The 23,795-nt window shown below is 44.5% G+C and carries 21 protein-coding genes and 1 pseudogene; 4 read left to right on the top strand and 18 right to left on the bottom strand.

Features of this window, described 5'->3' with window-relative positions:
• Positions 1-58: 58 nt before the first annotated feature.
• Entirely contained in the window at positions 59-1,579 is a 1,521-nt protein-coding gene (locus QFZ78_RS08310; protein ID WP_307546588.1) for a carboxypeptidase M32, read from the bottom strand.
• A gap of 142 nt (positions 1,580-1,721) precedes the next feature.
• On the opposite strand from QFZ78_RS08310, the gene QFZ78_RS08315 reads away from it, so the two are divergent.
• A complete protein-coding gene (locus QFZ78_RS08315; RefSeq protein WP_307546590.1) occupies positions 1,722-2,045 on the top strand; it encodes an iron-sulfur cluster biosynthesis family protein in 324 nt (107 codons plus the stop codon).
• Between the two features lie 51 nt (positions 2,046-2,096).
• Positions 2,097-2,675, top strand: a complete 579-nt coding sequence (locus QFZ78_RS08320) for a beta-class carbonic anhydrase (RefSeq protein WP_307546592.1) — start codon at positions 2,097-2,099, stop codon at positions 2,673-2,675.
• Positions 2,676-2,953: 278 nt separating this feature from the next.
• On the opposite strand, the gene QFZ78_RS08325 is transcribed toward QFZ78_RS08320, so the two are convergent.
• The 8 genes from QFZ78_RS08325 to QFZ78_RS08360 all read right to left on the bottom strand — a co-directional run bounded on the left by QFZ78_RS08325 (position 2,954) and on the right by QFZ78_RS08360 (position 12,263).
• Complete coding sequence (locus tag QFZ78_RS08325; RefSeq protein WP_307546594.1) at positions 2,954-5,068, bottom strand: hypothetical protein; 2,115 nt, start codon at positions 5,066-5,068, stop codon at positions 2,954-2,956.
• Between the two features lie 64 nt (positions 5,069-5,132).
• Positions 5,133-6,311: an ABC transporter permease gene (locus QFZ78_RS08330; RefSeq protein WP_307546596.1), complete on the bottom strand. Its 1,179-nt coding sequence runs from the start codon at positions 6,309-6,311 to the stop codon at positions 5,133-5,135.
• On the bottom strand, positions 6,308-7,024 hold the full coding sequence (locus QFZ78_RS08335; protein WP_307546598.1) for an ABC transporter ATP-binding protein: 717 nt from the start codon (positions 7,022-7,024) through the stop codon (positions 6,308-6,310). The genes QFZ78_RS08330 and QFZ78_RS08335 overlap by 4 nt, the downstream gene beginning before the upstream one ends.
• A 27-nt stretch (positions 7,025-7,051) precedes the next feature.
• The gene (locus tag QFZ78_RS08340) at positions 7,052-8,785 is read right to left on the bottom strand and encodes an efflux RND transporter periplasmic adaptor subunit (RefSeq protein ID WP_307546600.1); all 1,734 of its coding nucleotides are present in this window, start codon (positions 8,783-8,785) and stop codon (positions 7,052-7,054) included.
• A gap of 62 nt (positions 8,786-8,847) precedes the next feature.
• Positions 8,848-9,456 carry a hypothetical protein gene (locus QFZ78_RS08345; protein WP_307546602.1) on the bottom strand — a complete coding sequence of 203 codons (609 nt, stop codon included), beginning with the start codon at positions 9,454-9,456 and terminating at the stop codon, positions 8,848-8,850.
• Between the two features lie 101 nt (positions 9,457-9,557).
• Complete coding sequence (locus tag QFZ78_RS08350) at positions 9,558-11,012, bottom strand: sensor histidine kinase (protein WP_307546604.1); 1,455 nt, start codon at positions 11,010-11,012, stop codon at positions 9,558-9,560.
• Positions 11,005-11,733 (bottom strand): response regulator transcription factor, encoded by a 729-nt coding sequence (locus QFZ78_RS08355; protein WP_307546606.1) that lies wholly within the window; start codon positions 11,731-11,733, stop codon positions 11,005-11,007. The genes QFZ78_RS08350 and QFZ78_RS08355 overlap by 8 nt, the downstream gene beginning before the upstream one ends.
• Positions 11,730-12,263: a DUF309 domain-containing protein gene (locus QFZ78_RS08360; protein ID WP_307546608.1), complete on the bottom strand. Its 534-nt coding sequence runs from the start codon at positions 12,261-12,263 to the stop codon at positions 11,730-11,732. The genes QFZ78_RS08355 and QFZ78_RS08360 overlap by 4 nt, the downstream gene beginning before the upstream one ends.
• Positions 12,264-12,443: 180 nt before the next feature.
• On the opposite strand from QFZ78_RS08360, the gene QFZ78_RS08365 reads away from it, so the two are divergent.
• A complete protein-coding gene (locus QFZ78_RS08365) occupies positions 12,444-14,366 on the top strand; it encodes a glycosyl hydrolase family 18 protein (RefSeq protein WP_307546610.1) in 1,923 nt (640 codons plus the stop codon).
• 84 nt (positions 14,367-14,450) lie between these two features.
• Here QFZ78_RS08365 and QFZ78_RS08370 read toward each other — a convergent pair whose 3' ends face one another.
• The gene (locus tag QFZ78_RS08370; protein WP_307546612.1) at positions 14,451-14,666 is read right to left on the bottom strand and encodes a hypothetical protein; all 216 of its coding nucleotides are present in this window, start codon (positions 14,664-14,666) and stop codon (positions 14,451-14,453) included.
• A 213-nt stretch (positions 14,667-14,879) separates the two neighbouring features.
• Between QFZ78_RS08370 and QFZ78_RS08375 the strand changes: the two genes are divergently transcribed.
• Complete coding sequence (locus QFZ78_RS08375; RefSeq protein WP_084159967.1) at positions 14,880-15,038, top strand: DUF1540 domain-containing protein; 159 nt, start codon at positions 14,880-14,882, stop codon at positions 15,036-15,038.
• 100 nt (positions 15,039-15,138) lie between these two features.
• On the opposite strand, the gene QFZ78_RS08380 is transcribed toward QFZ78_RS08375, so the two are convergent.
• The 8 genes and pseudogenes from QFZ78_RS08380 to QFZ78_RS08415 all read right to left on the bottom strand — a co-directional run bounded on the left by QFZ78_RS08380 (position 15,139) and on the right by QFZ78_RS08415 (position 23,763).
• Complete coding sequence (locus QFZ78_RS08380; RefSeq protein WP_307546615.1) at positions 15,139-17,217, bottom strand: thioredoxin domain-containing protein; 2,079 nt, start codon at positions 17,215-17,217, stop codon at positions 15,139-15,141.
• Positions 17,218-17,281: 64 nt separating this feature from the next.
• The gene (locus tag QFZ78_RS08385; protein ID WP_307555558.1) at positions 17,282-17,926 is read right to left on the bottom strand and encodes a formylglycine-generating enzyme family protein; all 645 of its coding nucleotides are present in this window, start codon (positions 17,924-17,926) and stop codon (positions 17,282-17,284) included.
• Positions 17,927-17,989: 63 nt separating this feature from the next.
• Entirely contained in the window at positions 17,990-18,346 is a 357-nt protein-coding gene (locus tag QFZ78_RS08390; protein ID WP_307555560.1) for a DUF4180 domain-containing protein, read from the bottom strand.
• Positions 18,347-18,727: 381 nt separating this feature from the next.
• Positions 18,728-18,892 (bottom strand): annotated as a pseudogene (locus QFZ78_RS08395) (TetR/AcrR family transcriptional regulator); the annotation flags it as partial.
• Positions 18,893-19,136: 244 nt separating this feature from the next.
• On the bottom strand, positions 19,137-20,936 hold the full coding sequence (locus QFZ78_RS08400; protein WP_307546617.1) for a 5'-nucleotidase C-terminal domain-containing protein: 1,800 nt from the start codon (positions 20,934-20,936) through the stop codon (positions 19,137-19,139).
• Between the two features lie 237 nt (positions 20,937-21,173).
• Positions 21,174-21,626 carry a hypothetical protein gene (locus QFZ78_RS08405; protein ID WP_307546620.1) on the bottom strand — a complete coding sequence of 151 codons (453 nt, stop codon included), beginning with the start codon at positions 21,624-21,626 and terminating at the stop codon, positions 21,174-21,176.
• Entirely contained in the window at positions 21,627-22,415 is a 789-nt protein-coding gene (locus QFZ78_RS08410; RefSeq protein WP_307546622.1) for a hypothetical protein, read from the bottom strand. It abuts the gene before it with no gap.
• Between the two features lie 115 nt (positions 22,416-22,530).
• Complete coding sequence (locus QFZ78_RS08415; protein WP_307546624.1) at positions 22,531-23,763, bottom strand: OmpL47-type beta-barrel domain-containing protein; 1,233 nt, start codon at positions 23,761-23,763, stop codon at positions 22,531-22,533.
• Positions 23,764-23,795: the final 32 nt, after the last annotated feature.

Below are 23,795 nucleotides of genomic sequence, written 5' to 3' on the forward strand. Positions count from 1 at the left end.
TATAAAAAAACAGCACCCTAAGGCAAAATTCCTGCCTCAAAATGCTGCTTTGATCCATTTAAATACCGTAAACCGTTTGGTATTTCTCTTCCAAGTATTGAACCAAGTACTCGGGATTCAACTCTTCACCAGTCACTTCGCGAATGATTTCATTCGGCGTCAAAAGCTTGCCATGCTGGTACACTTTATCCGTTAGCCATTCCTTGATCGGCACCAGATTGCCATCTGCAATCAAGCTATCGAAATTCGGAAGCTCTTTACGTAGCGTATGTGTGAATTGCGCCGCGTACATATTACCGAGTGCATAGGACGGGAAATACCCAAATGCGCCACCAGACCAGTGCACATCCTGCAGTACACCCTCGCCGTCATTTGCAGGAACCACGCCCAAATATTCTTCGTACTTGGCATTCCAAGCTTTAGGCAGGTCAGCCACGGCAATCGTACCGTTGAATAACCCTTTTTCCAGCTCATAGCGAATCATAATATGTAAGTTGTAAGTCAATTCATCTGCTTCAATGCGGATTAATGAAGGCTCAATATGGTTAATAGCACGATAGAAGGATTCTACGTCCACATCATCAATTTGTCCGCTAAACGTCGTTTGCAGCTCGCCATAGTAACGTTCCCAGAATTCTTTACTGCGGCCTATCACATTTTCCCAGAAGCGGGACTGTGACTCGTGGATCCCCATCGATGTGCCTGTGCACAGATTCGTGCCAACTAAGTCTTTTGAAATGTTTTGCTCATACAGCGCATGTCCACCCTCATGAATCGTTCCGAACAAAGCGGATGTGATGTCATTTGGCAAATAACGTGTTGTGATCCGAACATCACCTGGGTTCAGCGCCGTCGCGAAAGGATGCACCGTTTCATCTAGCCGGCCCGCTTCAAAGTCATACTGCATTTGCTTCAAAATGGAAAGTGAGAACTTCTTCTGTTTGCTAATTTCAAATTGTTGATCCAAAAACGATCGATTAGGCTGATTGGCTGAAGCTTGAATACGCTGAAGTAAGGGAACCGCTTTTTCACGCAGCGCACCGAATACTTCGTCTAATTTCTCAACAGTCATCCCAGGTTCATACATATCCAGCAAGGTGTTGTATTTATTGCCTTCGTAGCCCCACAGCTCGATAAATTCTTGAGTAGTAGCTACGATTTTCTCCAAATATGGTTGGAACGAAACCCAATCAGAGTTATGCTTTGCATCTTCCCATGCGGATTCTGCTTGCGAAGTAAGGACGACATAGGCCTGATATTTCTCGGCCGGTATTTTTTTACTGCGATCATATTCTTTTTTGCATTCTACGACCATTTTTTTGGAAATGGCATCTAGTTTCTCTAGTTCAGAAGGCTGCATGAAGAAGTCCAAATAACTTCCCATCTCATCGGATGTAGACATACGAAAAACTTCGGTGGATAGCTCTCCGACGACTTCAGAACGAGTTTCAAGTCCTTTTTTTGGAGCGCCGGTACGCATATCCCAATAAATTAAGGCGATGGCCTCCTCGTACTGCTTCATTTTGCGGACATAGGCCTTGAAAGATTCCAGCTTTGCTGGGGCTGCTTGCACACTCATGCTCTAATCTCCTCCCAAAAGTTACTTATTTTATCATACTTCGTCCCCTACTCAGAATCAAATTTATGCTGGGGTATGATAGAATAATGACAAGCTTAGGCAAGAAACCTAACTGTGCAAACATTCGAAGGAGATGACTCTTATGAAAATCACGTTTACCGATACAGCTATTCATAGATTGACACCATTTGTAGGGAAGAAAGAAGCTATCTTAAAGCTAGTTTTTGATACAGAAGATTGCGGCTGTTCCGTGAACGGAGTACCTACCCTTTGGCTAGTTTCCCAAGCAAATACTGATGATCTTGCGGCTGAAACCGAGACTTTCAAGCTCATTTATAAAGCCAAGGATGAGATATTTTTTGAAGAAAATATGAAAATCGACTACCATGAACGAAATAAATCCTATATACTTAAGAGTAATAATCAAATTTATAACGCGGGTATGAGCTTAGTCGACAAAAGATAAAGCTGCTAAAAATAGAGACAAGCAGCACATCAACTTACCTGGAGGGAAACCATGTCTTTGATTAACGAAATCTTGAACTACAATAAGGAATTCGTAGAAACGAAACAGTATCAAGAGTTTCTGACTACGAAATTTCCAGACAAACGAATGGTTGTACTTACCTGTATGGATACGCGGCTAGTCGAACTGCTGCCCAAAGCCATGAGTCTCCAAAATGGTGACGCCAAAATCATTAAGAATGCCGGAGCGATTGTCTCTCATCCCTTCGGAAGTGTTATGCGGAGTATTATCGTCGCTGTTTACCAGTTAGAAGCGGATGAAATATTCGTTATTGGACATTACGACTGCGGTATGACGGGACTAAATTCAGAGAGTGTGATTGCAAAAGCGAAAAATAGAGGTATCTCCGATGATGTCATTGAGACACTTGGACATTCAGGCATCGACTTATCTCGCTGGTTAACGGGCTTTAATCATGTGCGCGAAGGCATCGAGAAAAGCGTTAACATCATTCGAAATCATCCCTTGCTTCCAAAAAATTTACCTGTCCACGGCCTCATCATGGATCCAGAAACAGGTCGACTCGATTTGATTGAAGACGGGTATAAGACAGAAGGATCTGTTACTTAATAAGTAGAATGAGCTAGCCCTAAAATCCAAACAAAGAAGCCTTTCAACCCACTTTTAACGTGGAGTTGAGGGCTTCTTTTTCTTTGACTTTAGTACTTGAAGTGGGATTGGCTTTAAATGCATTTTACTGCGGCTCTCGCTCCACTTAAGCTTCGTTCCCGAGTCTATCTCCGTTACCACTTGCCGAAAGCTCGGTTTCTGAGCTTATTCATCTTCGCTCCAGTGCCAAAAAAGGCGCTCAACCCCTTAACGGGATAAGCGCCTTAATTCAGACCTTATTACATTTGTATCGTTTTCACTAAGCGTTTAGCGTCGCCGTTAGGTGTTGCAACCACTTCATACACGTTGATGCTGACATCGGAACTCAATTGTTCGGATTTGATACTGCCGAAATCAATGAACTGAACGCCGGACATGATCTTCTGCTGTCCTGTGAAGGTCATCGTCTTGGAGCTTAACAGCCGCCCTTCCGAGTCAACTACTTCAAAAGCAAGTGTTGAGAAGTTCGCATCTGTAATTACCTGCTCCTGCCTCTTCACATCCAAATCCAATCGTAACCTGTAAGCATAGGATGAATCTTTGCTATATGTAGCGCTCACAGAGTAATCCTTCAGGTCGATAGTGAATGGATACAAGGAGATTGCACCTGTACTTGGTATTGGTTGAATGGCTGTTTTGTATGACCCTACCGCTAGGCGATTGGCATCATAAACATTTAGTGCAAGCTGGTCGGCTTTCTCACTGGCAGGCAGCATGTAAGAATAACTCATCACGTAGCTAGTATTGGGCGGGATGGTCTTCGCTATCGCTGACTGTCGAACGCCAGAGTATGTGTAGCCCTCAGAGCTTGTCAAATCCGTTTGGAAATCCGGAACGGTCAATGACGCTGTTCCTTTATTCGTCAGCTTATACTTCGCAACTACCGTCTTAAACCCGAAATCTGAATTCTCACTCATCCCAAACTCCACAAGGGATACATCGACATTCGAATCAATGAGATTACTTGCAGTAAGCTTGAATGGTGTGCCTAGGGTATATGCTTGTGCAGCTGCGTAAGAGGAGACCTCTCCTCCGCTTCCTGCTCCGGCAAGCGTCGTAACCGAAACCGGTAAAGTTGCCACTTGCTTACTGCTGTTTGTGTCCGCATTGCCAGTTCCTTCACTTGGCTGTGTCGTAGTTGAAGCAGCTATCTGCTTCTCAAGCACAACCAACTGCAGCGCATCGGTGTTCAGCCCTGCTGGCAAAATACCAGAGAAACGGAATGTCGTAGACTCATTCGGAGATAAATACGTCGTGCGTACAGCATTATCACTAGAAGTAACTGCTACGCTGCCTCGAAGAGCTTGGAACTCTGCCGATAAGGTAGGTATGGTCACAATTCCATCGCTTTGATTCGTTAAGGTCACGTTGGCTTGCAAATGCAAACCATCCGATTGCTTACTTGCCGCTGCCCATGAAGTTGAAATCGCTAGGCCCTTAACATCCAAGTTTGGGTACTCCGTCTTGTCACCAATTTTTCCTATAGAAAAAGACTTCGCTACATGCAAGGAACCCAAAAAGGTTGTCTTCACTTTACCTTTTGGAGAGAATAGCAATGACAAATCTTTGGTCTCAAGTGCTGCTGGAACCGCAGCTTGCAAGGTAGCTTTAACAGGCTGCTGAGGAAGCAAGGATTCCCCTTCTACTTTGGCAAACTGGGCACTGTATGTCAGCCCTTTACTATCCTGGAAATTGTATTCAAGTCCTTCTGGCAGCTTAAGAGTTGAACTACTTAAATTTTCAAGCAGTAAGTCGGTATATACCATCCATGCACCGTCTTTATATACTTTATAGCTATTGCCTAATTGAGCCGTTACTAACGCATCATCAGCAAGTGTAGAGTCCAGTTCTTTCAAATTAAGAACCGCTTGAAGTACTGATTGACCCGACTCCGCTAATGCAGCCTCTACAGACAAAGCACCAATATCTTCCATCGCATTATAGTTCCATTCGAAAATATCAACCTTTAACTGGGACGGAGTCAAGTTCGCAGGAATTTCAGAAGTAAATTTGAACGTGCCGGTTTCTCCCGCTTTCACACGCGCCGTTACTTTCTCACTCAGCTTCGCCGTGTAAGACACACCGTTCGTATCTATGACTTTGACCCCATAGTTATTGAAATCGACAGGAGAGCTGCTGTTATTGTTCAAGCCTAATGAGAAGCGAAGTGAGCCATCCTCAGCCCCCGCAGACAAAGTAACTTTGTCCAATGTAAAGTAGACGGAATCACTGAGAAACACGCCTTCCTTCCCAGCAAAAGCCGATGTTGCAAAGGGGAATGTTAGGAAGCTTGCTGCGGTTAGCATTAAAGCCGAACGACTGAGCAAACGTTTCATCTTTCGTTGTTGGTTCACAGGTAGTCCTCCTTAGAGTTTTCGTAGAAAACTTACATCGTAGCATAGTATTGAATTTCTCAAATCAATCAGACCGCAAAGCGTCAATTGGACGCAATTTGGATGCTTTATTTGCCGGATACAAGCCGAAAACAACACCGACAAGCACCGAAAATAAAAAGGCATAAAAACTAATATCAAAAGATAAACTGGTTGTCTGTTTCGGGCTAAAATAAGGCAACGCATAGGATAGTCCGATTCCAAGCGCTAGTCCGATTAATCCGCCCATACCGCTGATGACGACGGCTTCGACGAGAAATTGCAGCAAAATATTTCTTCGCTTGGCGCCAATCGATTTGCGGATCCCGATTTCACGCGTTCGTTCACTCACCGTAACCAGCATAATATTCATGATTCCTATACCACCGACGAGCAGAGAGATTAGCGCAACAGCCACTAATTGATTCGTTAGGGTATCCGTTGCTTCAGTTCGTGCTTTAAGCAGCTCATCCTGATTCGTTAAGACGAAGCCCGTATCGCTTTTGAATTTGTAAGTCAAATACTGCTTCATTGTTTCTTGAGCGGTATAAATATCGTCCTTCGTCGGCGCTTCGACGTAGGTTGTGCGAATTTGCCCAAGCTTGAATTGTCGTCTTGCTGTTTCCAAAGGCATAATCACTGCACTATCGACTGAAGCCCCGCCAATATTAGAGCCCTTCTCTTTCAGAGTTCCAATAACATTGAACACGACACCGTCGATATTGATATCTTCTCCTACTGGGTTTAATTGGCCAAAGAACGTTTTAGCCACTTCACTACCCAATATGACGACGTTCGAGCGAAACTCAAGATCAGCTGGAGCGAGATTCCTCCCCTTGTCAATACTTGCTTTGATAATGTTAAAATAGCGATCGTTCGTTCCAATAACGTTGTATTTCTCCTGCGTACGATCATATTTAACGTTGGATCCGTTCTTCGTCATCGTTGGCGCAATCGACTGGAACTCCGGAAAATTTTCGAAATTCATCAGCTCATCATAATTCAATTGCGTTGCACGCCCGTTCCCAGTCGCGGTGACAACAAGCAGATTCGTCCCCATGTTCTCGTATTGCTTGGCGATTTGCTCTGAAGTTCCTTGACCTATCGACACCAAGGTTACGACTGAGCTCACGCCAATAATGACGCCCAGCATGGTCAAAAATGTTCGCAGCGGACTCGATATGATCGTACGAAGCGACATTCGAATGAGTTCACTTAGCTTCATACGCTCACCTCATGCTGTGCGCTCAACTGAATGTTATTCCGGAAGTCATCAATAATGACACCATCCTTAAGGGAAACGACACGCTTGGCATTGTCGGCAATGTGATGATCATGTGTAATCAATACGATGGTATTTCCTTGCGCATTCAGCTGCAGGATTAACTCCAATACTTCTTCACCCGTTCTGGAGTCCAGTGCACCGGTTGGTTCATCCGCTAAGATGAGCGAAGGTGATATCGCAAGAGCCCGTGCAATGGCCACACGCTGCTGCTGCCCGCCTGATAGTTCACTCGGCTTATGATGACCACGTTCCCCCATCCCTAGCATCTTCAACATGTTGTTAGCCCGCTCCCGCCGTTCCTTCCTTGGTATACCAGCATAGATCATCGGAAGCTCCACATTTTCCATAGCTGACAAACGAGGCAATAAATTAAATTGTTGGAAAATGAAGCCGATTTTCTGGTTTCGCAATTCAGCAAGGGCATTATCACCCATATTCTCGGTCACTACACCATCCAGCGTATAACTGCCTCTCGTAGGCACATCCAATAAGCCGATCGTGTTCATGAGCGTCGATTTCCCTGATCCACTCGGTCCGATAATGGCGACAAAATCCCCCTCGGCAACGGAAAGCGATATGCTGCGCAGAACATGAAGATCTTCTTCTCCGCGTTTATATGTTTTGGTAATCTCTTTCAGTTCAATGATATTCATACCGCAATAACTCCTTTCCCCGCCGCATTATCTGGTACCGCCACCGCCGTTAGTCCGAATAGCCCCCGTATTGCCATTTCCTCCAGCACCACCGTTACCGCCTGCACCTGCTCCTCCAGCTCCGCCTTGGAATCCAGCTCCACCAGCGCCTCCTGCGCCACCGTTTTGCTGGAACTGCTGTCTCAATCGATTAATTTCATCCTGGCTTAAATTCTGCTGTCTCTTCACGACAGGCAGAACGACTTTATCGCCTTCTTTAAGACCTTCAGTGATTTCGATTTGTGTCTTGGAGCGAATACCAATTTTAACCTCGTGTTCATTATCAACCGTACCATCGGCTTTTTTCAAAGAAACAACACGCTTCCCTTTTTGCAATTGCAGCACTTCTGGCGGTAAATAAATAACGTCTTTTTTATCTTGAATTAAAATTTCGCCCGTTGCCGTCATCCCATATTTCAACATATTGTCTTTATTTTCTGCTGCTAGGACCACATCATAGAAGGTTACGCCATTCGTTGTCGTTCCCACAGAAGAGATTTGCGTCACTTCAGCCGGGAATATGCGTCCTGGGTAAGAATCAACCTTGATTTCAGCTTTCATCCCTGTCTTAATATTGGGTAAATCCAGCTCGTCCACTTGCACAGGCAGCTGCATTTTCGCTAAACTCGCAACAGCTCCGAACTGCGTGCCATTGGTTACCTTACTGCCGACCCTGAAATTACTCAAAATATCATTTTTCTTATTCACAAAGTCGGTTGAAAATACGCCGTCAAAGGGAGCTACGATTTTGAGGGCATCCACCTTGTCCTTAGCTGAGTCCACTTTAAGCTTCTGCCGTTCAAGAGCAGATTGTTTCGTCAGAATATCATCGTCCAGTGTATCATTCACGAAGGTTGCGATCGTATCGCCTTGATGTATCATGTCCCCTGTTTTGAATGGCAATGTGGATATATTCCCCGTCGTCCCAGCCAAAATCGTCGTCACCTTCAGATACTGCAGGGTATTCTTGCCTTGTGAATCGACGGTTCGCCCACCGATGGTAACTGAACCCGACACATTCGTTCCTGCATCCATGGAGTTGTCATTCGGGACAGCAACTTCGATGTCGATCAGTTTTCCGCCTTTTCCATCCGATTTTGGATCTTTGGAGATACTTTGAATCGATCCTGTTTTAGTGATCATAAATCCATCTAACGTAATATCCACCGGATCTCCCTTATGAAGCTGCGAAGCATCTTCCACAAAGAAAGGAAGTGTTACGGTTAAAGTACTTAAATCACCAATCGTGGCAATTTTAGTTGATTTATTGATTGTAGATCCTAAATCAATATTATTCGCGTATGTAAGTTTACCGGACATAGGTGCTTTAACACCCATTAATCCTTCCTGCTGCTGTAAGGAATTCAGATCTTTCTCAAGCTGCTCATAGGTTAGCTGGGCATCTTGCAAATCGCTTTCCAAGCTCGTACTCGTTAGTTCTATAAGCACATCACCAGCTTTAACCGCTTGGTTTCGTGTTAAATTGATCGACTTAATATTTGCGTTTTCTGTGGATGAAATCGTTTGTGTATCTTTGGGCTCGAACTGTGCCGTACCGGAGACGGAGAAGCGGATATTTCCTTTTTTGGCATCGACCGTTACCTCTTTAACGGCAGCAGCTTTTGTTTTCTTCCCTTTACCGCCGAAGTAAGCGTACGAACCACCGGCACAAACGCTTACTGCGACAATCACAATGAACCACTTACTGCGATACCATTTCATGAAGTGACTTCCCCCTTAGAGTTTTCGCCAGAAAACTGGCTTCGAAATCATATTGCTTAATTTTAATCATGTTTAGACGTAAGCAGCTCTATTAACTGCTGTTCTACACTGATCCCCACACTTCTTTGGTCAAAAAGCTGAAATTCACCATTTCCACGGTCCGTCATGCCTGCTTCAATCTGGCGCTCCGCCTTTCTTTTTTGAATAAACGCATGGATTCGCTTTTCCCGTTCTTCTGAGGATACCGCTTCACCCAGATTGTCCATCCGCTCCGCCATACGTTGTTTCATTTGCTTGGATTGATCATCCAGAAATGTTCGCTGGGGGAGCGTCAAGCCAGTGATGACTTGTTTTTGTTCGGACTCGGTAATGCTTCCTTCATCCATACTTTTGCGAACAAAAGGCAGAATAGCCTCAGCCTGCTTAGACGTGATGGTTAGGGAGTCAAGCCGATCCATTCGAATTAATCCCTGAAACAGCATAACGAGTTGCATCTCTTTAAGGTTTTGGACAACTTCAGCGGGGGTGTCTTCCTGCGGAGTTTTCCCAGGTGATGGAGAAGGCAATACCAATGCCGAAGTGCTGTCAAGCAAAGGCATGTGCCCACTGCAACCGCTTAGCAGGAAGGAAGTGAGCGTTAAACGCAGCACCAATTTCCGTGTGTACTTCACCTTACATACACCTCCAAAACAAAAAATCCTGTCCAACAGCAACAGGATACGAAATAATGATGAATTAAGTTTGCTTTAGATGTAAAATTATTGTGAATTATCTACGAAATACGAGGAAAAGTAACGCGAAATTCGGTCCCTTCGCCTACCCGACTGCGTACATGTATCGTTCCATTCATACCAGTAACCAAGTGCTTCACAATCGTAAGTCCAAGACCCGTTCCTGTCTTAACGTCGGACCGCGAAGTTCTTGCTTCATCTGCTTTGTAGAAACGATCCCAAATGCGTTCTAACTCGGCATCTGTCATTCCTTCCCCTGTATCACGAACATACATATGGACCTCGCGCTCCTGCTCTTCTAGAGCTACCGTTAGCGTTCCGCCCTGCGGTGTGAATTTCAATGAATTATAGATTAAATTCTGTACAATTTGGGCAAATCGATCTGGGTCTAAGTGAACCTGGGAGGGCATCTTATCCGGCTCAGGAAGAATGAGGTGAAAGTTTATCTCCTTTGCTGCTATCGGTGCTTTCAGCAGTTCCAACGATTCTTCAAGTGTTTCTGCGATGGATACAGGTCTAAGCCGGAACACATCGACCCCATTTTGAATCTGCGCCAAATCTAATAGATCGGTCACAAGACGCTGCAGCCGCTGAACTTCCTGATCACAGATACGTAAGTAATGTGAATATTTCTCTTCCGGAATGACCTTATCATTCATGGCCACAATAAAACCGCGAAGTGTCGTTAACGGAGAACGAAGCTCATGGGACACATTCGTCAAAAACTCCTGCCTTGTTCCTTCCCATTCCTCCAGCTGTTCGACCATGAAGTTGAAACTAGCAGCAAGCTGCCCTACCTCATCCTGTGAGGTGACCGGAACCCTTGTAGTGAAATCACCATGCGCGAGCTCAAGTGCGGCTCGATTCATCTGTTGAAGCGGGCCTGCGAGTTTGCGAGAAATGATAAACAGGATGAAACCAACAGCTACCAGTGAAAATAATAGGGGCACCAGAATGTTAACGCGAACTGCAGAAATGGCTTCACTGATATCTCCAGCTGGAAAATGTAGAATGATGACCATAGGTTGTCCATTTAATTGATAAGGGGCGTGATATGTAAACAGATTTATGTTCCGTCCATCAGGTGTCGTTAAACCAACCATTCCATAGCCGGTATGACCCTGAAGGCCATCGATAAAAAGCGTATCCATCTGTTTAGGAATAGCTCTCCCTTCACTATCCGAAGAGCCATTTAGAATGTTGCCCTTGTCGTCAACTAGCCAAACTTGTCCATTAATGCTTCTAGCCAAAATACGTACCGTATATTTTAGCTCTCGGGTTGAGATCGTCCCATCCTGCAAAGAATTCATTAAGCGCGTAACTTCCACATTACGCTTTTCCATCAGTTCGATCTTATCTTTATAAAATAAATCCGTAAAATAGTAGTTCCAGAACAGGAAAAGACCTGCAAAAAAAAGCACACAAGTCGCAAGAAAAGACAGGAAAATTTTCAAATATAAGCTGTTGCTCTTTCCTGTCAACCAACGTTTAAACATGCTGAACCACCTCAAAGGAGTAACCAATTCCCCACAGGGTCTGGATGCACCACATGTCATGCTGTCCTAGTTTTTTACGTAAGTTTTTCACATGGGCATCAACCGTGCGTGTACCGCCTGTAAAATCAAAATTCCACACATAACCAAGAAGATCCTCTCGTGTAAATACACGGCTTGGATGGCTAGTCAGGAAATATAACAGTTCTATCTCCTTCGGCGTAAGATCAATCCGTTTCCCACCGACCGTGACCCGGTACTGCTCAAGATCGATAACAATATTGCCGATCTCCAGCCATTTACGGGATGCATTCTGGGTTTGAGACAGTTCCAAAGGCACTTGTATCGTACGGCGCAGCACGGCCTTAATACGGGCAATGAGCTCATTCGGGTCGAAAGGCTTGACCAAATAATCGTCAACCCCCAGATTAAACCCTCTCAGCTTATCGATGGACTCCCCTTTTGCCGTGAGGAATATAATTGGCGTTTGATGAAAGGGGGCTTCCATTCTTCGGATTTGCTCACATAACTCGTAGCCGGATATATCAGGCAGCATGATATCCAGAAGAACCAAGTTTGGTTTCTCGTTTATTATCGTTCGAAGTACTTCCTGACCTCGCGGCAATATAATCGCCTCAAAGTTTGAGTGCTCCAAATACAGTCTGACGACTTCAGCAATATTCGGTTCGTCATCTACAACTAGAACTTTGCCTTCCGAACTCATCTAGCGCCACCCTTTTCCTTGCGGATCTGCTGCTGCCTTGCTCTTTCATTGATGACCTCTGAACGATCTCTTCGTGTATGTTTTTGGATGAGCAGCTCATCCGTCATCGGGCTTGGTGCCTGCCATATCAGCCCTCTTCTGTCGCATTCTTTTAAGCAAAAATCTATAAGTTCCGGGTCAGTAATAGGCAAATTAATATCTTCATATAGAAATTCATCTTGCTCTATAGAAGACCAAACCTGATTAAGGAGCTCTTGCAGCTTGTCGGGGTTAAGTCCCAAAGAAAGGACATGAGGAGCTTCCGCATTCCTTCCTGCGCTTTGCAGCATCTTCACAGCACCATTGCGGTTACCTCTGCGAATATGATACATACCTACAGCAATTTGAATAAGAGCGACATAGGTTCTGCTGCGTGAATCCCCAGGATGCTCCTTCCAGAACTCCTCCATCACTTCATGGCATTCAAAATAATCCCTTTGTGCATGAAAATAAAGTAAATAATCGATATATGCCTCCGGATACGGCTTCATGAATCGTTCCCCTCACCTTGTTGTGATCACGGTATTGCCTAATTACTTCTCATGTTACTCGAAAGTTGTGCCATCGTCCAACATCAACAAAGGACTACTAATATTCATACATTTTCCAACGCAACCAAACTATCATTTCCTACGTCCAATTAAGTAGTTTACTAGAAAGAGGCGTGATGGATGAAAATTGGAAAATGGATGCTTACAGGCACCCTGTTATTATCAATGAGCGTACCCAATGCTGTTCATGCAGCAGGTACAGTTCAATCAAGTCCGGACAAAACAACGAAATACCGCGTCTATCAGTACAATCATGTACTCATGGAATTTGCAGCTTATGGGCAAGCAGAAGCATTTGCGAAAGGCTTTACGAATAGTCATGTCGAAGAAATTAGCACTCGTAAATGGCTGTGGAACAATTTTCCGCGCTATCAAGTTTTTCAGTTGGATGTATCATTGCCTGAGTGGCAATTTGCCACATTAGACGCGGCTATTGCTGAAGCAAAGAAATGGAGCTACGCAAGTGTTCGAGACCTGCAATCCACAGGTTGGGTGTGGAACAACTACCCTAATTTCCAAGTTTATCAAAATGAGATCACAATGGATTCATGGAAGTTTCTAACCCTGAACGAAGCCGTTGCCGAAGCGAAGAAATGGGGCGGCGCCCATATTATTGATTTAAACAGTAAGAAGTGGATTTGGGACAATATTTCTAACGAGGATAAGAAAGCGCTTCGCACTGGCGAGCTTACTTACAAAGTGTATCAAGGTACATTTTCAGCAGACAATTGGGAGTTTGCATCCTTAGAGGACGCCATTCATGAAGCTCTCAAATGGGGAAATTCAACCGTAGTCAATAAACATACGAAAAAAACCGTGTACAGCAATCTTAAAGTTTATAAAGTATTTCAGAATGACACGTTTTTGCAGGACTTTGCTTCCTTGAATGAAGCGGCAGACTACGCACGCCTATGGGGACATAGCTCCATCTTCATGGATGGCCGTAAAATTTGGAACAACTACGCTTCTTATCAAGTGTTTCAGAATAAAGCTCTTATTGGCGAGTTTAAGACGATTCCCGAAGCATTAAGTTACAGTGTGCAGTATAGCAATTCTTCTGTTCAAACACTCGATCATCGCTTCCTTTGGGATAACTTCAAAAAGCTGCAGGTATGGGGCTGGAACGGCATGGCCGGTGGTGATGCGATTAAAGCGCATGTGAATAATACGGTCGGACTTGACGTTGATTCTCCAAGCTATTTCGAGCTTGCGGATGCAGCAGGTAACTTGAAGGATCAATCCAATGCGGAAACCGTCAAATGGCTACAAAAGAATGGATACACCGTGTATCCGCTAGTCAGCAACCAATTTAACGCTACATTGACGACTCAATTCCTTGCGGATAGCGCTGCCCAAGACAAATTCGTTAAGGCCTTGGTAGACCGCTCTGTGCAGCTTGGAGTTCCGGGAATCAATGTTGATTTCGAAAGCCTGGCTGGTTCGGATCGTAATGCTTTTACAGCCTTCATTGCCAAATTAACCTCCTATGCTCACTTGAACAACCTAGTTGTATCCATTGATCTGCCGCGTGGGAGTGTCAAATGGAACCATCTTTCTGCATTCGATCATGAGAAGCTGGGGAGTTTGGTTGATTACGTCGTTATCATGGCCTACGATCAGTTCTGGCGTGGCAGTACGTCTGCGGGGTCCGTAGCTGGACTTCCTTGGACGGATGGCGGTATTCAAGAATTCCTTTCCTATGGCATTCCGCGGGACAAAATCATTCTAGGTATCCCCTACTATGTGCGTGAATGGAAGCTGGATGCAGCCGGCGCCTTGCAGGGTAATCGAACCTTGCTGATGAAAGACATCCCTGCTTTATTGGCTTCCAAATCAACCAAACAAACGTGGGACAAAACCTTCGAACAATATCGGATCGAGTACCAAGAGGGCGGCTTCACTTATGTGTTCTGGTTGGAAGATGAGGCTACGGTCAAAGCTCGTCTGGACATGGCGAAAAAGTACGACATCGCTGGTGTCGCAGCATGGCGGCTTGGTTATGATCAAGCGGACTTATGGAAATTGATTTTGCAGAATAAATAATAAAGAGGAAGACCAGCAGAAATAAACCATAAAAAAGTAGACCACAACAGTTCGAAACTGCTGGGGTCTACTTTTTTATGCAGATCAGATAAGACCCCATTCGCTAAAAATGGTTTCCGTACCGCAGCCCGAACAGTACTTGGCATCTGGCTTGTTAACTTTATAGCACCCTTTGTGCAGTAAGGTTTTCTCTTTGGTACACTTATTCTTAAGCGGCGCTCCACAACGAATACAGTAGTTATCTTCTTTATCTGCGACATATTTACACCTGACACAGGTCTGCAGCTCATCCTCAGCCATAAGTTCAACCCCTTGAAGTTTGTAGCTACTTCATGTATATGAGGGCAGTCACTGCTAAGGTGAATAATAAACCCTTCCAGCTATGTATAAAAACAGGCCTCTTTCGCCCACCCTAAATAAGTGAGACTTTGTTCTCCGAACAAAGATCCCAAAAAGGAGAGACTTTGTTCTCCGAACAAAGATCCCTATATTATATAGAGGAGGTGAAGAGGCATGGCTAAAGATGTGCTTTGTGAAGTGAATTCTTGCAAATATTGGGCAACCGAAAACAAATGCAATGCAAGCTCGATTTATGTCGTGAGTCACCGCGGCAGTAATCAAGCGCGTAATTCCGAGGAAACGGATTGTAAAACGTTTGAGTCTAAGATTTAGTTAGAGCGAAAATCCAGAGCGTAAAAAGAGGCCCTGTCGGGGGGCCTCTTCTCTTTTTCCTTGCCCTTATTCTCATTGTAACCAATAATGATAATTATTATCAGTGATTAGAGGAGAGATTTTCGAGCTCCTCTAGATCCTGTGTTGGCGCTTGGCAGGCAAAGTGCTGGCACACGTAGGCCGTTGCCTGCCCTCCAAGCGGCAGCTTGTCTTGCACCAGCGGAATGAGCTTGCGGACTTCTTCGCCCGCCGCTCCCGGCGGATGAAGAATCAGCAGCGCATTCGGCAGATACTGCCGCTGGACCGTGCGCAGCATGTGCTGCGTCTCCGGCTTCGCCGGGTCGCCGGCGATGACGATTTCGCTGGCTTCGCCATAAGCGAAGTCGAGCGCGGCCAGCGTGAGCGCGTGGCCCGGCGGGTAGGACGCCACAGCTCCGGCGAAAGCCTGGAGCTGCACATCTGCTTCCTGCGACAGCTTCGCGTCGTAGGTCAGCCTGGACAGCCGCAGCAGGTTCAGCGCGGCTGCGCCGTTCCCCGACGGCATCGCGCCGTCGTAGATCTCTTTGGGGCGGGTAAGCAGCTGCTCGGCATCGCTGCCGTAGAAGAAGAGCCCGCCTTTCTCTTCGTCTCTGAAGAGACGAAGCATCTCTGCATTCAGCTGGACAGCTTCACGGAGATAGCGCAGCTCGAACGTGGTTTCGTACAGCTCGATGAGGCCCCAGACGAGGAACGCATAGTCGTCCACGTAGCCGAGGAAAGCTGCTTCGCCATCGCGGTAGCGGGCGAGCAATCGCCCGTCCTCCCGGCGCAGCTCGCGCAGGAGGAATTCCGCGGCCTTCGCGGCTGCCTCCGCGTATTCGGGCTTATCCAAGGCACGTGCCGCCTTGGACAGCGCAGCAATCATCAGACCGTTCCACGCGGTCAGAATCTTATCATCCTTGCCCGGATGGATGCGCTGCTCGCGATGCGCAAACAGCTTGACGCGGGCAGCCTCAATCCGCTGCTTCAGCTCATCCAGTGGGATTTGCTTACGCTTCGCAAAAGATTCCATCGTCGTTCCAATTAAATTCGGGATATTGTGCCCCTCAAAATTGCCCGACTCCGTAATGTTGTACAGCTCTGAATATAGATCGCCTTCTTCAATCCCTAATATGTCCTCGACTTCATCCGGCGTCCAGACGTAGAACTTGCCTTCCTCCCCTTCCGAGTCGGCATCCTCCGCTGAATAGAAGGCTCCGCCCTCGTCCGTCATATCTCGAAGAACATATGTAATGATCTGCTCAGCAACTTCTGCATACTTGGCTTTACCGGTCACCTGAAAAGCTTCTATGTACGTCAAAATTAACAGCGCATTGTCGTAAAGCATCTTCTCGAAATGCGGCACCAACCATTTTTCATCTACGGAATAACGAGAGAATCCGAATCCAATGTGGTCATACATGCCGCCACGATACATAGCATCAAGCGTTTTTTCCACAATCTCAAGCGCACGTTCATTGCCCGTTTTTTGATAGTATCTCAGCAGGAAAGATAGATTGTGTGATGTCGGAAACTTCGGAGAGCTGCCAAATCCGCCATGTTCTGGATCAAACATCTGATCATATAACCGGAATGCTTCATGTAGCGTTTCCTCCGACACCTGGCCACCCGTGCGATGCTCTAGTAAGCGGCTCGTCGTCTCTTGAATGACCTGTTCGCCAACCTCACGAATACGATCAGCGTCTTCTTTCCACTTACCAGCAATCTGTGCAATAATCTCAACCATCCCTGCACGATTGTATTTTCGACTACGAGGGAAATAGGTTCCAGCGAAGAAAGGCTTCTTCTCCGGTGTCAGAAACACCGTAAGCGGCCAACCCCCTTGCCCTGTCATCGCTTGACAAACAGCCATGTAAATATGATCAACGTCTGGACGCTCTTCACGGTCCACTTTAATCGAAATGAAATCTTTATTCAGCATGTCTGCAACGGTTTGGTCTTCGAATGATTCGTGAGCCATGACGTGGCACCAATGACAAGTTGAATAACCGATACTAAGAAAAACAGGCTTATTTTCTCGCTTTGCCGTTTCAAATGCTTCTTCACCCCAAGGAAACCATTCCACTGGATTGTGAGCATGTTGAAGTAAGTATGGCGATTTCTCAGTGATTAATCTATTGGTTATGTTATTCGTTGTCATGAAACATCACCTCCTTGTTTTTAGGATATTCTTGTCGATAAACGAGACTAGCACTTGTCACCACTTATACAGACTTCGCAAGTCGAAATCCAAGGTCATCAATGCTAAATGACGGGTGACTGCGACGACGACACGAAGCCCCACAACCTCTTGCCTCTTCAGCCCAGCTGCCACCGCGAAAAATTCGGTAGGAGCCGTATACGTTCTGATCGTATAAATCCCAGCACCATTCCCAAACATTCCCTAACATATCATACAGACCCCATGCATTCGGTTCCTTTCTTCCTACTTCATGGATCGTGCCAGCTGAATTTTCATTATACCAAGCTATTTTATCAAGCTCTCCGTATCTATATCCTGTAGTTCCTGCTTTACACGCGTACTGCCATTCTGCTTCGGATGGGAGGCGATACCCGTCTGATTCCCAATCACAGATGATATTTTCACCATCGTTACTCATCGAATAACACTCCGTCAAACCAACTTTCTGAGAAAGTAGATTACAAAAAGAAATGGCATCATTCCAAGATATATTCACAACCGGATTTTGATCTCCGTCATAAGAAATAGACGATTTTTGTGAAATGGCAAAATAAAGTTCCTTAGTAACAGGGTACCGGGCAAGAAAAAACGGTTGTATGTCAACCTTCCATTTTGATGATGTTCGATCGTCCCTTAAATCTATTTCTCCACCTGGAACTTTTACCATCGGATAATCAGCAAGACTCTGTAAGACATTTGACACTCCATCTTCCTCCTAGTCTATCATGTGTTAACCGCTACTCAATTTATCAATAGCTTGTTCTTCGTTTGACAAGAAAAAGATATCCTTCCCTTTGTTACACTCATAGATGAAATCCTTCAAGCTTTGACTTGAAAAGACAGAAAAATCACCAACTATTGCAACTTTCACTCGATAATTTATAAATTTTTGTAATATTTCTCCTGCAAGCCGTGTTTTTAAATCGAAAAAGTCCTCACTTAATGCAGATCGATTTAAAATTATACGATCACATCCTGCTTCAAATTGTACAGTTGCCATTAGATCTAAAGCCGACTGAATATCAGTTATCAATATTTCGTTGCTTTCAACGACGGCTACTCTAAAGAAGCTTAGTCCAACCACCATCGCCAAAAGGCCGTAAGCGGCACTTTTGGAATCGTCCACCCTCATTTGCCCCGACATGTTACCGTAATCAAAGATCCTAGCAATGCCGTGAAGATCATCCAAATAGTTCTTGGAAACTACCTCTTGTAATTTACGATCCAATACAGCTTTGGAGAAGAACTGAAGAAAAAGCTTTGCTTGATCTTCATGCGGGATAAACATTCTCTCTATCCCATCAAGTTCCGAAACATTGACCGTCTTTTGCCTATCATCGCTATATAGCGGGAGGATGTGCTTCAGCGTGACTTCAATCATTTCCTCTGCTGTCATTGTTTTCTGGATTTCTGATTGGATCTTTAAACCATAATAGGCTAAGAACGACTCGAAAGCTTCTATGATCAAGTTATCTTTATTCTTAAAATAATAAGTGACAACGCCCTTTGAGCAGTCCGCATACTCAGCGACCTTATCCAGCGTCATGCCATCAATCCCGTGACTGCTGATACAAATTAGTGTGGCGTTAATTACGTCTGCTCGACGCTTTAGCTCCATTCCTATTTTGGGCATTTTTCTCCTCCTCGTTTCAATAATGTTTTTTTATACCGTACAGTCGGAATAAATAAAATATAACCATAGTATTCCTTTATGTCCAACCAAGATTCGATGAATAGATAAAACGGATAGAAAAAAGGATTACATCAGTTCTGCTTGAACGCTTCGGTAATCAACTGCACAAAATAAAAAAGCCACCCGAAGGTGACTTTATGAGATGATGCTTTCTTATGATGAGTGAATCTTGAACTACCCTGCTCTAAGGTACCTTAATCTCTTGTCCTGGGTAAATGAGATTAGGGTTTTTAAATTTGTTCAACTGCTGAAGGAGTTCCCATGTTGTTTGATAAGACCTGCTGATTTTCCATAGTGAATCACCGGGTTTAACAACATAGATATTGCTAGCTGCTCCAGGATCCGGTTCCTGTGAAGGAGTAGGAGTAGGAGTAGGAGTAGGAGTAGGAGTAGGAGTAGGAGTAGTCTGTGTCTCCTTAGCGTTGATGCGACCTTCGACTTTAGCCTCTACCGCTCCGCTTTTACGCATATATGTGATTAATGCTTCTTCCAAGGATGCGAAATCATTGTCAAGAGGATAAGCCTTGAACATGGCGTATTGGCCTCCGCCTGCGGCCATAAAGTCATTCGTTGCAAGCAAATAGGATGCCCCTAGATCAATCGGATACCCTTTTACGTGAATAGACGTCACACGGCTTCCTTTTGGCTGGGATGGATCAAACGAAACGGTCATACCGCCAACATGTGGGAAGCCTCCCAATGACTCCGGATAAGCAGAGAGACCTAGTTCTAACGCCGCTTTAATGTCGGAGCCCTTCACTTTCTTCGTTTGGATATAGTTACCGAATGGCAATACGGTTACTATCTGCCCCTTAGTAATTGAACCCGCTTTGATCGAAGCGCGGATACCGCCTCCGTTCGTAATGGATACATCGGCGCCTGTTTCGCTGAGCATGGCGTCCGCAATTAAATTGCCCAAATTGGACTCACCTTTGCGCACGACTTCCCGTTCTCCGACTAAATCAACCTTCGAAGAACCGACAATTTCCTGCAGCACCTTATCTTGTTCTTTTTTCACATTGGCAATAATGTCGAGTACGGCATGGTCTCCCGTGCTTTTATCTTCATCGGCCGTTTTCTTGGTAATCAGGCTTGAGGTTTTACCTGTCAGCTTACCGTTCTCAAAGGTCAAATCTACGCGGCCCAGGTTTTTGAGATACTCTCCCGTTTGCGCAATTAGCACATTCCCAACCAGCAGACCTGTGTTAAGCGTCGTATGGCTGTGTCCGTCGATGATGACATCAATTTCTGGAGCAGCTGCCGCTACCTTTTTACTTGTTTCAATGCTGGACTCATCGATGCCGAGATGGGTTAAGGCAATGATGGCATCAACTTTACCTTTGAGCTCGGAGACAATTTTCTTGGCTTCTTCAGCCGGATCTGTGAAAGTAAGCCCCTCCACATTGTTCGGATGTGTTTTATAGGCAGTTTCCGGTGTAGTCAAACCGAATATACCAAGTTTAACGCCATCTACTTCTTTGATGACATAAGGCTCCAGAATTCGTATTCCGTCTGCTTTTTTCGTATTAGCGCTTAGAACGGGGAATTTGGCCCGCTTGGATAGCTCGATTAGACGCTGATAACCGTAGTTGAAATCATGATTCCCAGCCGCCATAGCGTTATAGCCTACCGCGTTCATAATATCCACAATGCTTTCCCCGCGCACCAGATTGGCGATCGGCTGACCGTGGAACGTATCTCCCGCATCAAGAATGAGAGAATTTGGAGTCGATTCCTTGTAATTCTTAATCAACGCGCTCATTTTTGCAAAACCTATTCCTTCTGCCGTAGCTTCAATTCGGGAATGCGTGTCATTGGTGTGAAAGAGAGTAATTTTTTTCGTACTGCTGGTTGCTGCTGGATTCGTTGTTCCATTTGCAGGTACAGACGGAGTACCCGGTTCGGCTGCACCTACTGTGTAAACCGAGGAAACGGTCACAAACATGGCGAGTGCGCTTGCCATCCATAGCTTTGTTTTTCTCATGTACAGTTTCGCCTCCATAATAGTTGATCTTGTCCAACTACATTATATGGAATTTATATTCGTGGCGATTTTGCTGTAGGTAAAGGTTTTGTAAATTTTTCCGGTTTTTTTGTTATGTAAGACTTTAACATACCCCAATAAAAAGAAAAGCCCCGCTATGACAGCTAGGCTATTGTATGCAAACAGGTAACCCAAATGACTAAGGCTTTTTACACAAATGAAATTAATTTCATTGGGTTATTTTATTTTTGCTAATCCTAAAGCTAAGTGCTCCCAAAGAACTCCTTCAACTAATTCTCCCTGACTCTCATCGCAGTTGATAATCAGGATTACTTCTGAGTTTTTCCCTTTTAACACTCTTTTCTTCCTTTTATAAAATTTGTATATGTATAAATCAATTAAAACACCAAGGACAAACCCTGTGACCGCTCCAATCAATCCCCAATAGATTGGCCCCCACTCAAGAACAAACCCTCTACTGGCACCTATTACTGAAAATATGACCGCAAGTCCCATACCTTTTCCAACAAAAGAAACTCCGTCGGACTGATGGATGGTATCAAATAATTTACGTTCTACCGAGCGATTATCTAACGGAACGGCAAATATATCTTTAATACCTTTTTCCTCTAATTTTGTTATAGCTAATTCAATGTAACTGGAATGTTCAAATGTGGAATAAATTTGCACTTATTTCACCTTATTTCCTTTCATTATCATAAAACCTGATGGTTGATAATTTTTCTTCAAGTAATTCTTTTGTTCTTGTTCGAATAATTTGTTGTTTTCTACTGCGTTTGTATAAGAATCATAAATTGTAAAAAAATAAAAAGATGGTAAATATAAAAGCCATTGTGCATTTAATACACTTGTGGATTTCGAAATATTCCCTAAGAGCAAATAATGAAACGCTTCAAGAAAATGTGAATAATAAACAATGATTACGGTCATCACGAGATTGAAGAAACCGAGGACGAATCTGTTGATATATAATTGTCCCACACTGGGTATTGTCAGTGAGCATAAAAAAGCGAGTAAAGGGTTCTTTTTGTCAAGATAATTGATTTCTAGTGCACCAATACTAAATGTATTAAATGGAGCGTTTTCTCGTTCAGCAAGAAGATAAATTTTATTTAAATCCACCGTTGAGCGATAACTGTCCCAGATAGCAAAAATATAAACAGGAATATATAAATGCATCATCTTTACATCTAGAACTGCTTTTGCTGATTCAATATCCCCCATAAACGAATAAACCATAGCTGAATTTAGATGTGTTATTTGATTAATAAATAGTTCCCATAGAAACAAGAGCATTCCTCGAATATATTTGGATAAAAGCAGGTGCCCGAATCCTGGGAAAACCACAGACCAAAAAGCAACAATGTAAGGACTTTTTAAATGTAGTTGTGTTGTCCCGAAGATATTTACATGAGCTTTGTAACGTCGATTTTTATTCGTGTTTGTAAAATTATCCAAGGTCTCACCCTTATCTGCACTTTCGAAACAGTATTCCCAAATTATTGATACCTTAACAATACAAAAAAAAAACCGCGCTAGGCGCGGATCTAGATATATGTTCTTGTCCTCCCCGTTAATCGGTTCTTTCTTCGTTATTGTTATGGCCTTGGTCATGAGGTACCTTAATCGTTGCCGTTGCAATAGCTTTATTCCCCGCTAGGTCTGTAGCTATATACATGATAGTATATACCCGCTCCGTTCCTTTACCTGTTCTTTCTGCGCGAAGTTTAAAGGATGTATCAAACGTGCCATAGTGTGCATCTTGAATATCGTCTGGTTCTACCTTCTCGTTGCTTGTAATAGAAGTCAGAATAATGGTGTCGATTTGGGACATATCATCTAGTGCGTAAACATTGGCGGTAACTGTTACCATCTTTTTATTCGCAGGCCACAAAGCGGTCTTATCCAATGCGATACTAAGCGTTGGGGCTGCTTTATCAACCTTCAGCGATATCGATTTTACTGCTTCTTCATTTCCAGCTTGATCGATACTCTTGTATTCAAGCGAATGGACGCCGTAAACGGACCATGTAACTGGCTGAGAATAGGTAGACCACTCAGCTCCGTCGATACGATATACCGTTTGGGTGACCGAGATGTTATCCGTTGCTGCAAGCGTAACCGTCGGACTCGAGATATACCAGCCGTTCTTTCCATCAATTGGACTTGCGGTAGCGGTGGTAACCGGTGACTGTGTGTCTAATTTAATGGTCGTTGACTTGACTTTGCCAGGAATTCCTTCTTCATCAACACTTCGGTATTCAACCGTATGAGTACCATCCGTATTAACGTTAATCGCTGAACTGTATGTTGTCCAATCCCCCTGATTTATGCGGTATTCGATCTTATTGTCTTCGGGAATGCCATTTACAGCCTCGATGGTAACGTCAACCGGGTGCAAGTACCAATCATTTTGTCCGTCAGGAAGTTCTGGTGACGTTTTTGCTTCAAGCTCCACGATGACAGGTTCAACATTAAATGTGGCAGTGGCAATCGCCTCAGCGTTTTGGCCACCGACGGTTACGAGATACGTTCCCTGAACTTCTTGGCTGATCTTATAAGTAAACTGAAAAGCTCCGCTTGGACCACTCCTACTTTGATTCAAATAATCCAACTGATTCAAAGGGCTTCTTACTTGTATGCTGACGATTTGCCCTTCCTCTGAACCTAAATGGCCTGAAATCGTTGCGATTCGGGTGACGTTATCAAACGATGCGCTTACCGTCAAGGTTGCAGCCATCGCGAGCGGAGCCATCATACCGAAGCACAATAGGAGCGATAGTATGATTATTGACCATCTTTTCAATCGTATTCCTCCTCCTAATATAGGGATCTTTG

The organism is Paenibacillus sp. V4I5 (assembly GCF_030817255.1).
Classification (GTDB): domain Bacteria; phylum Bacillota; class Bacilli; order Paenibacillales; family NBRC-103111; genus Paenibacillus_E.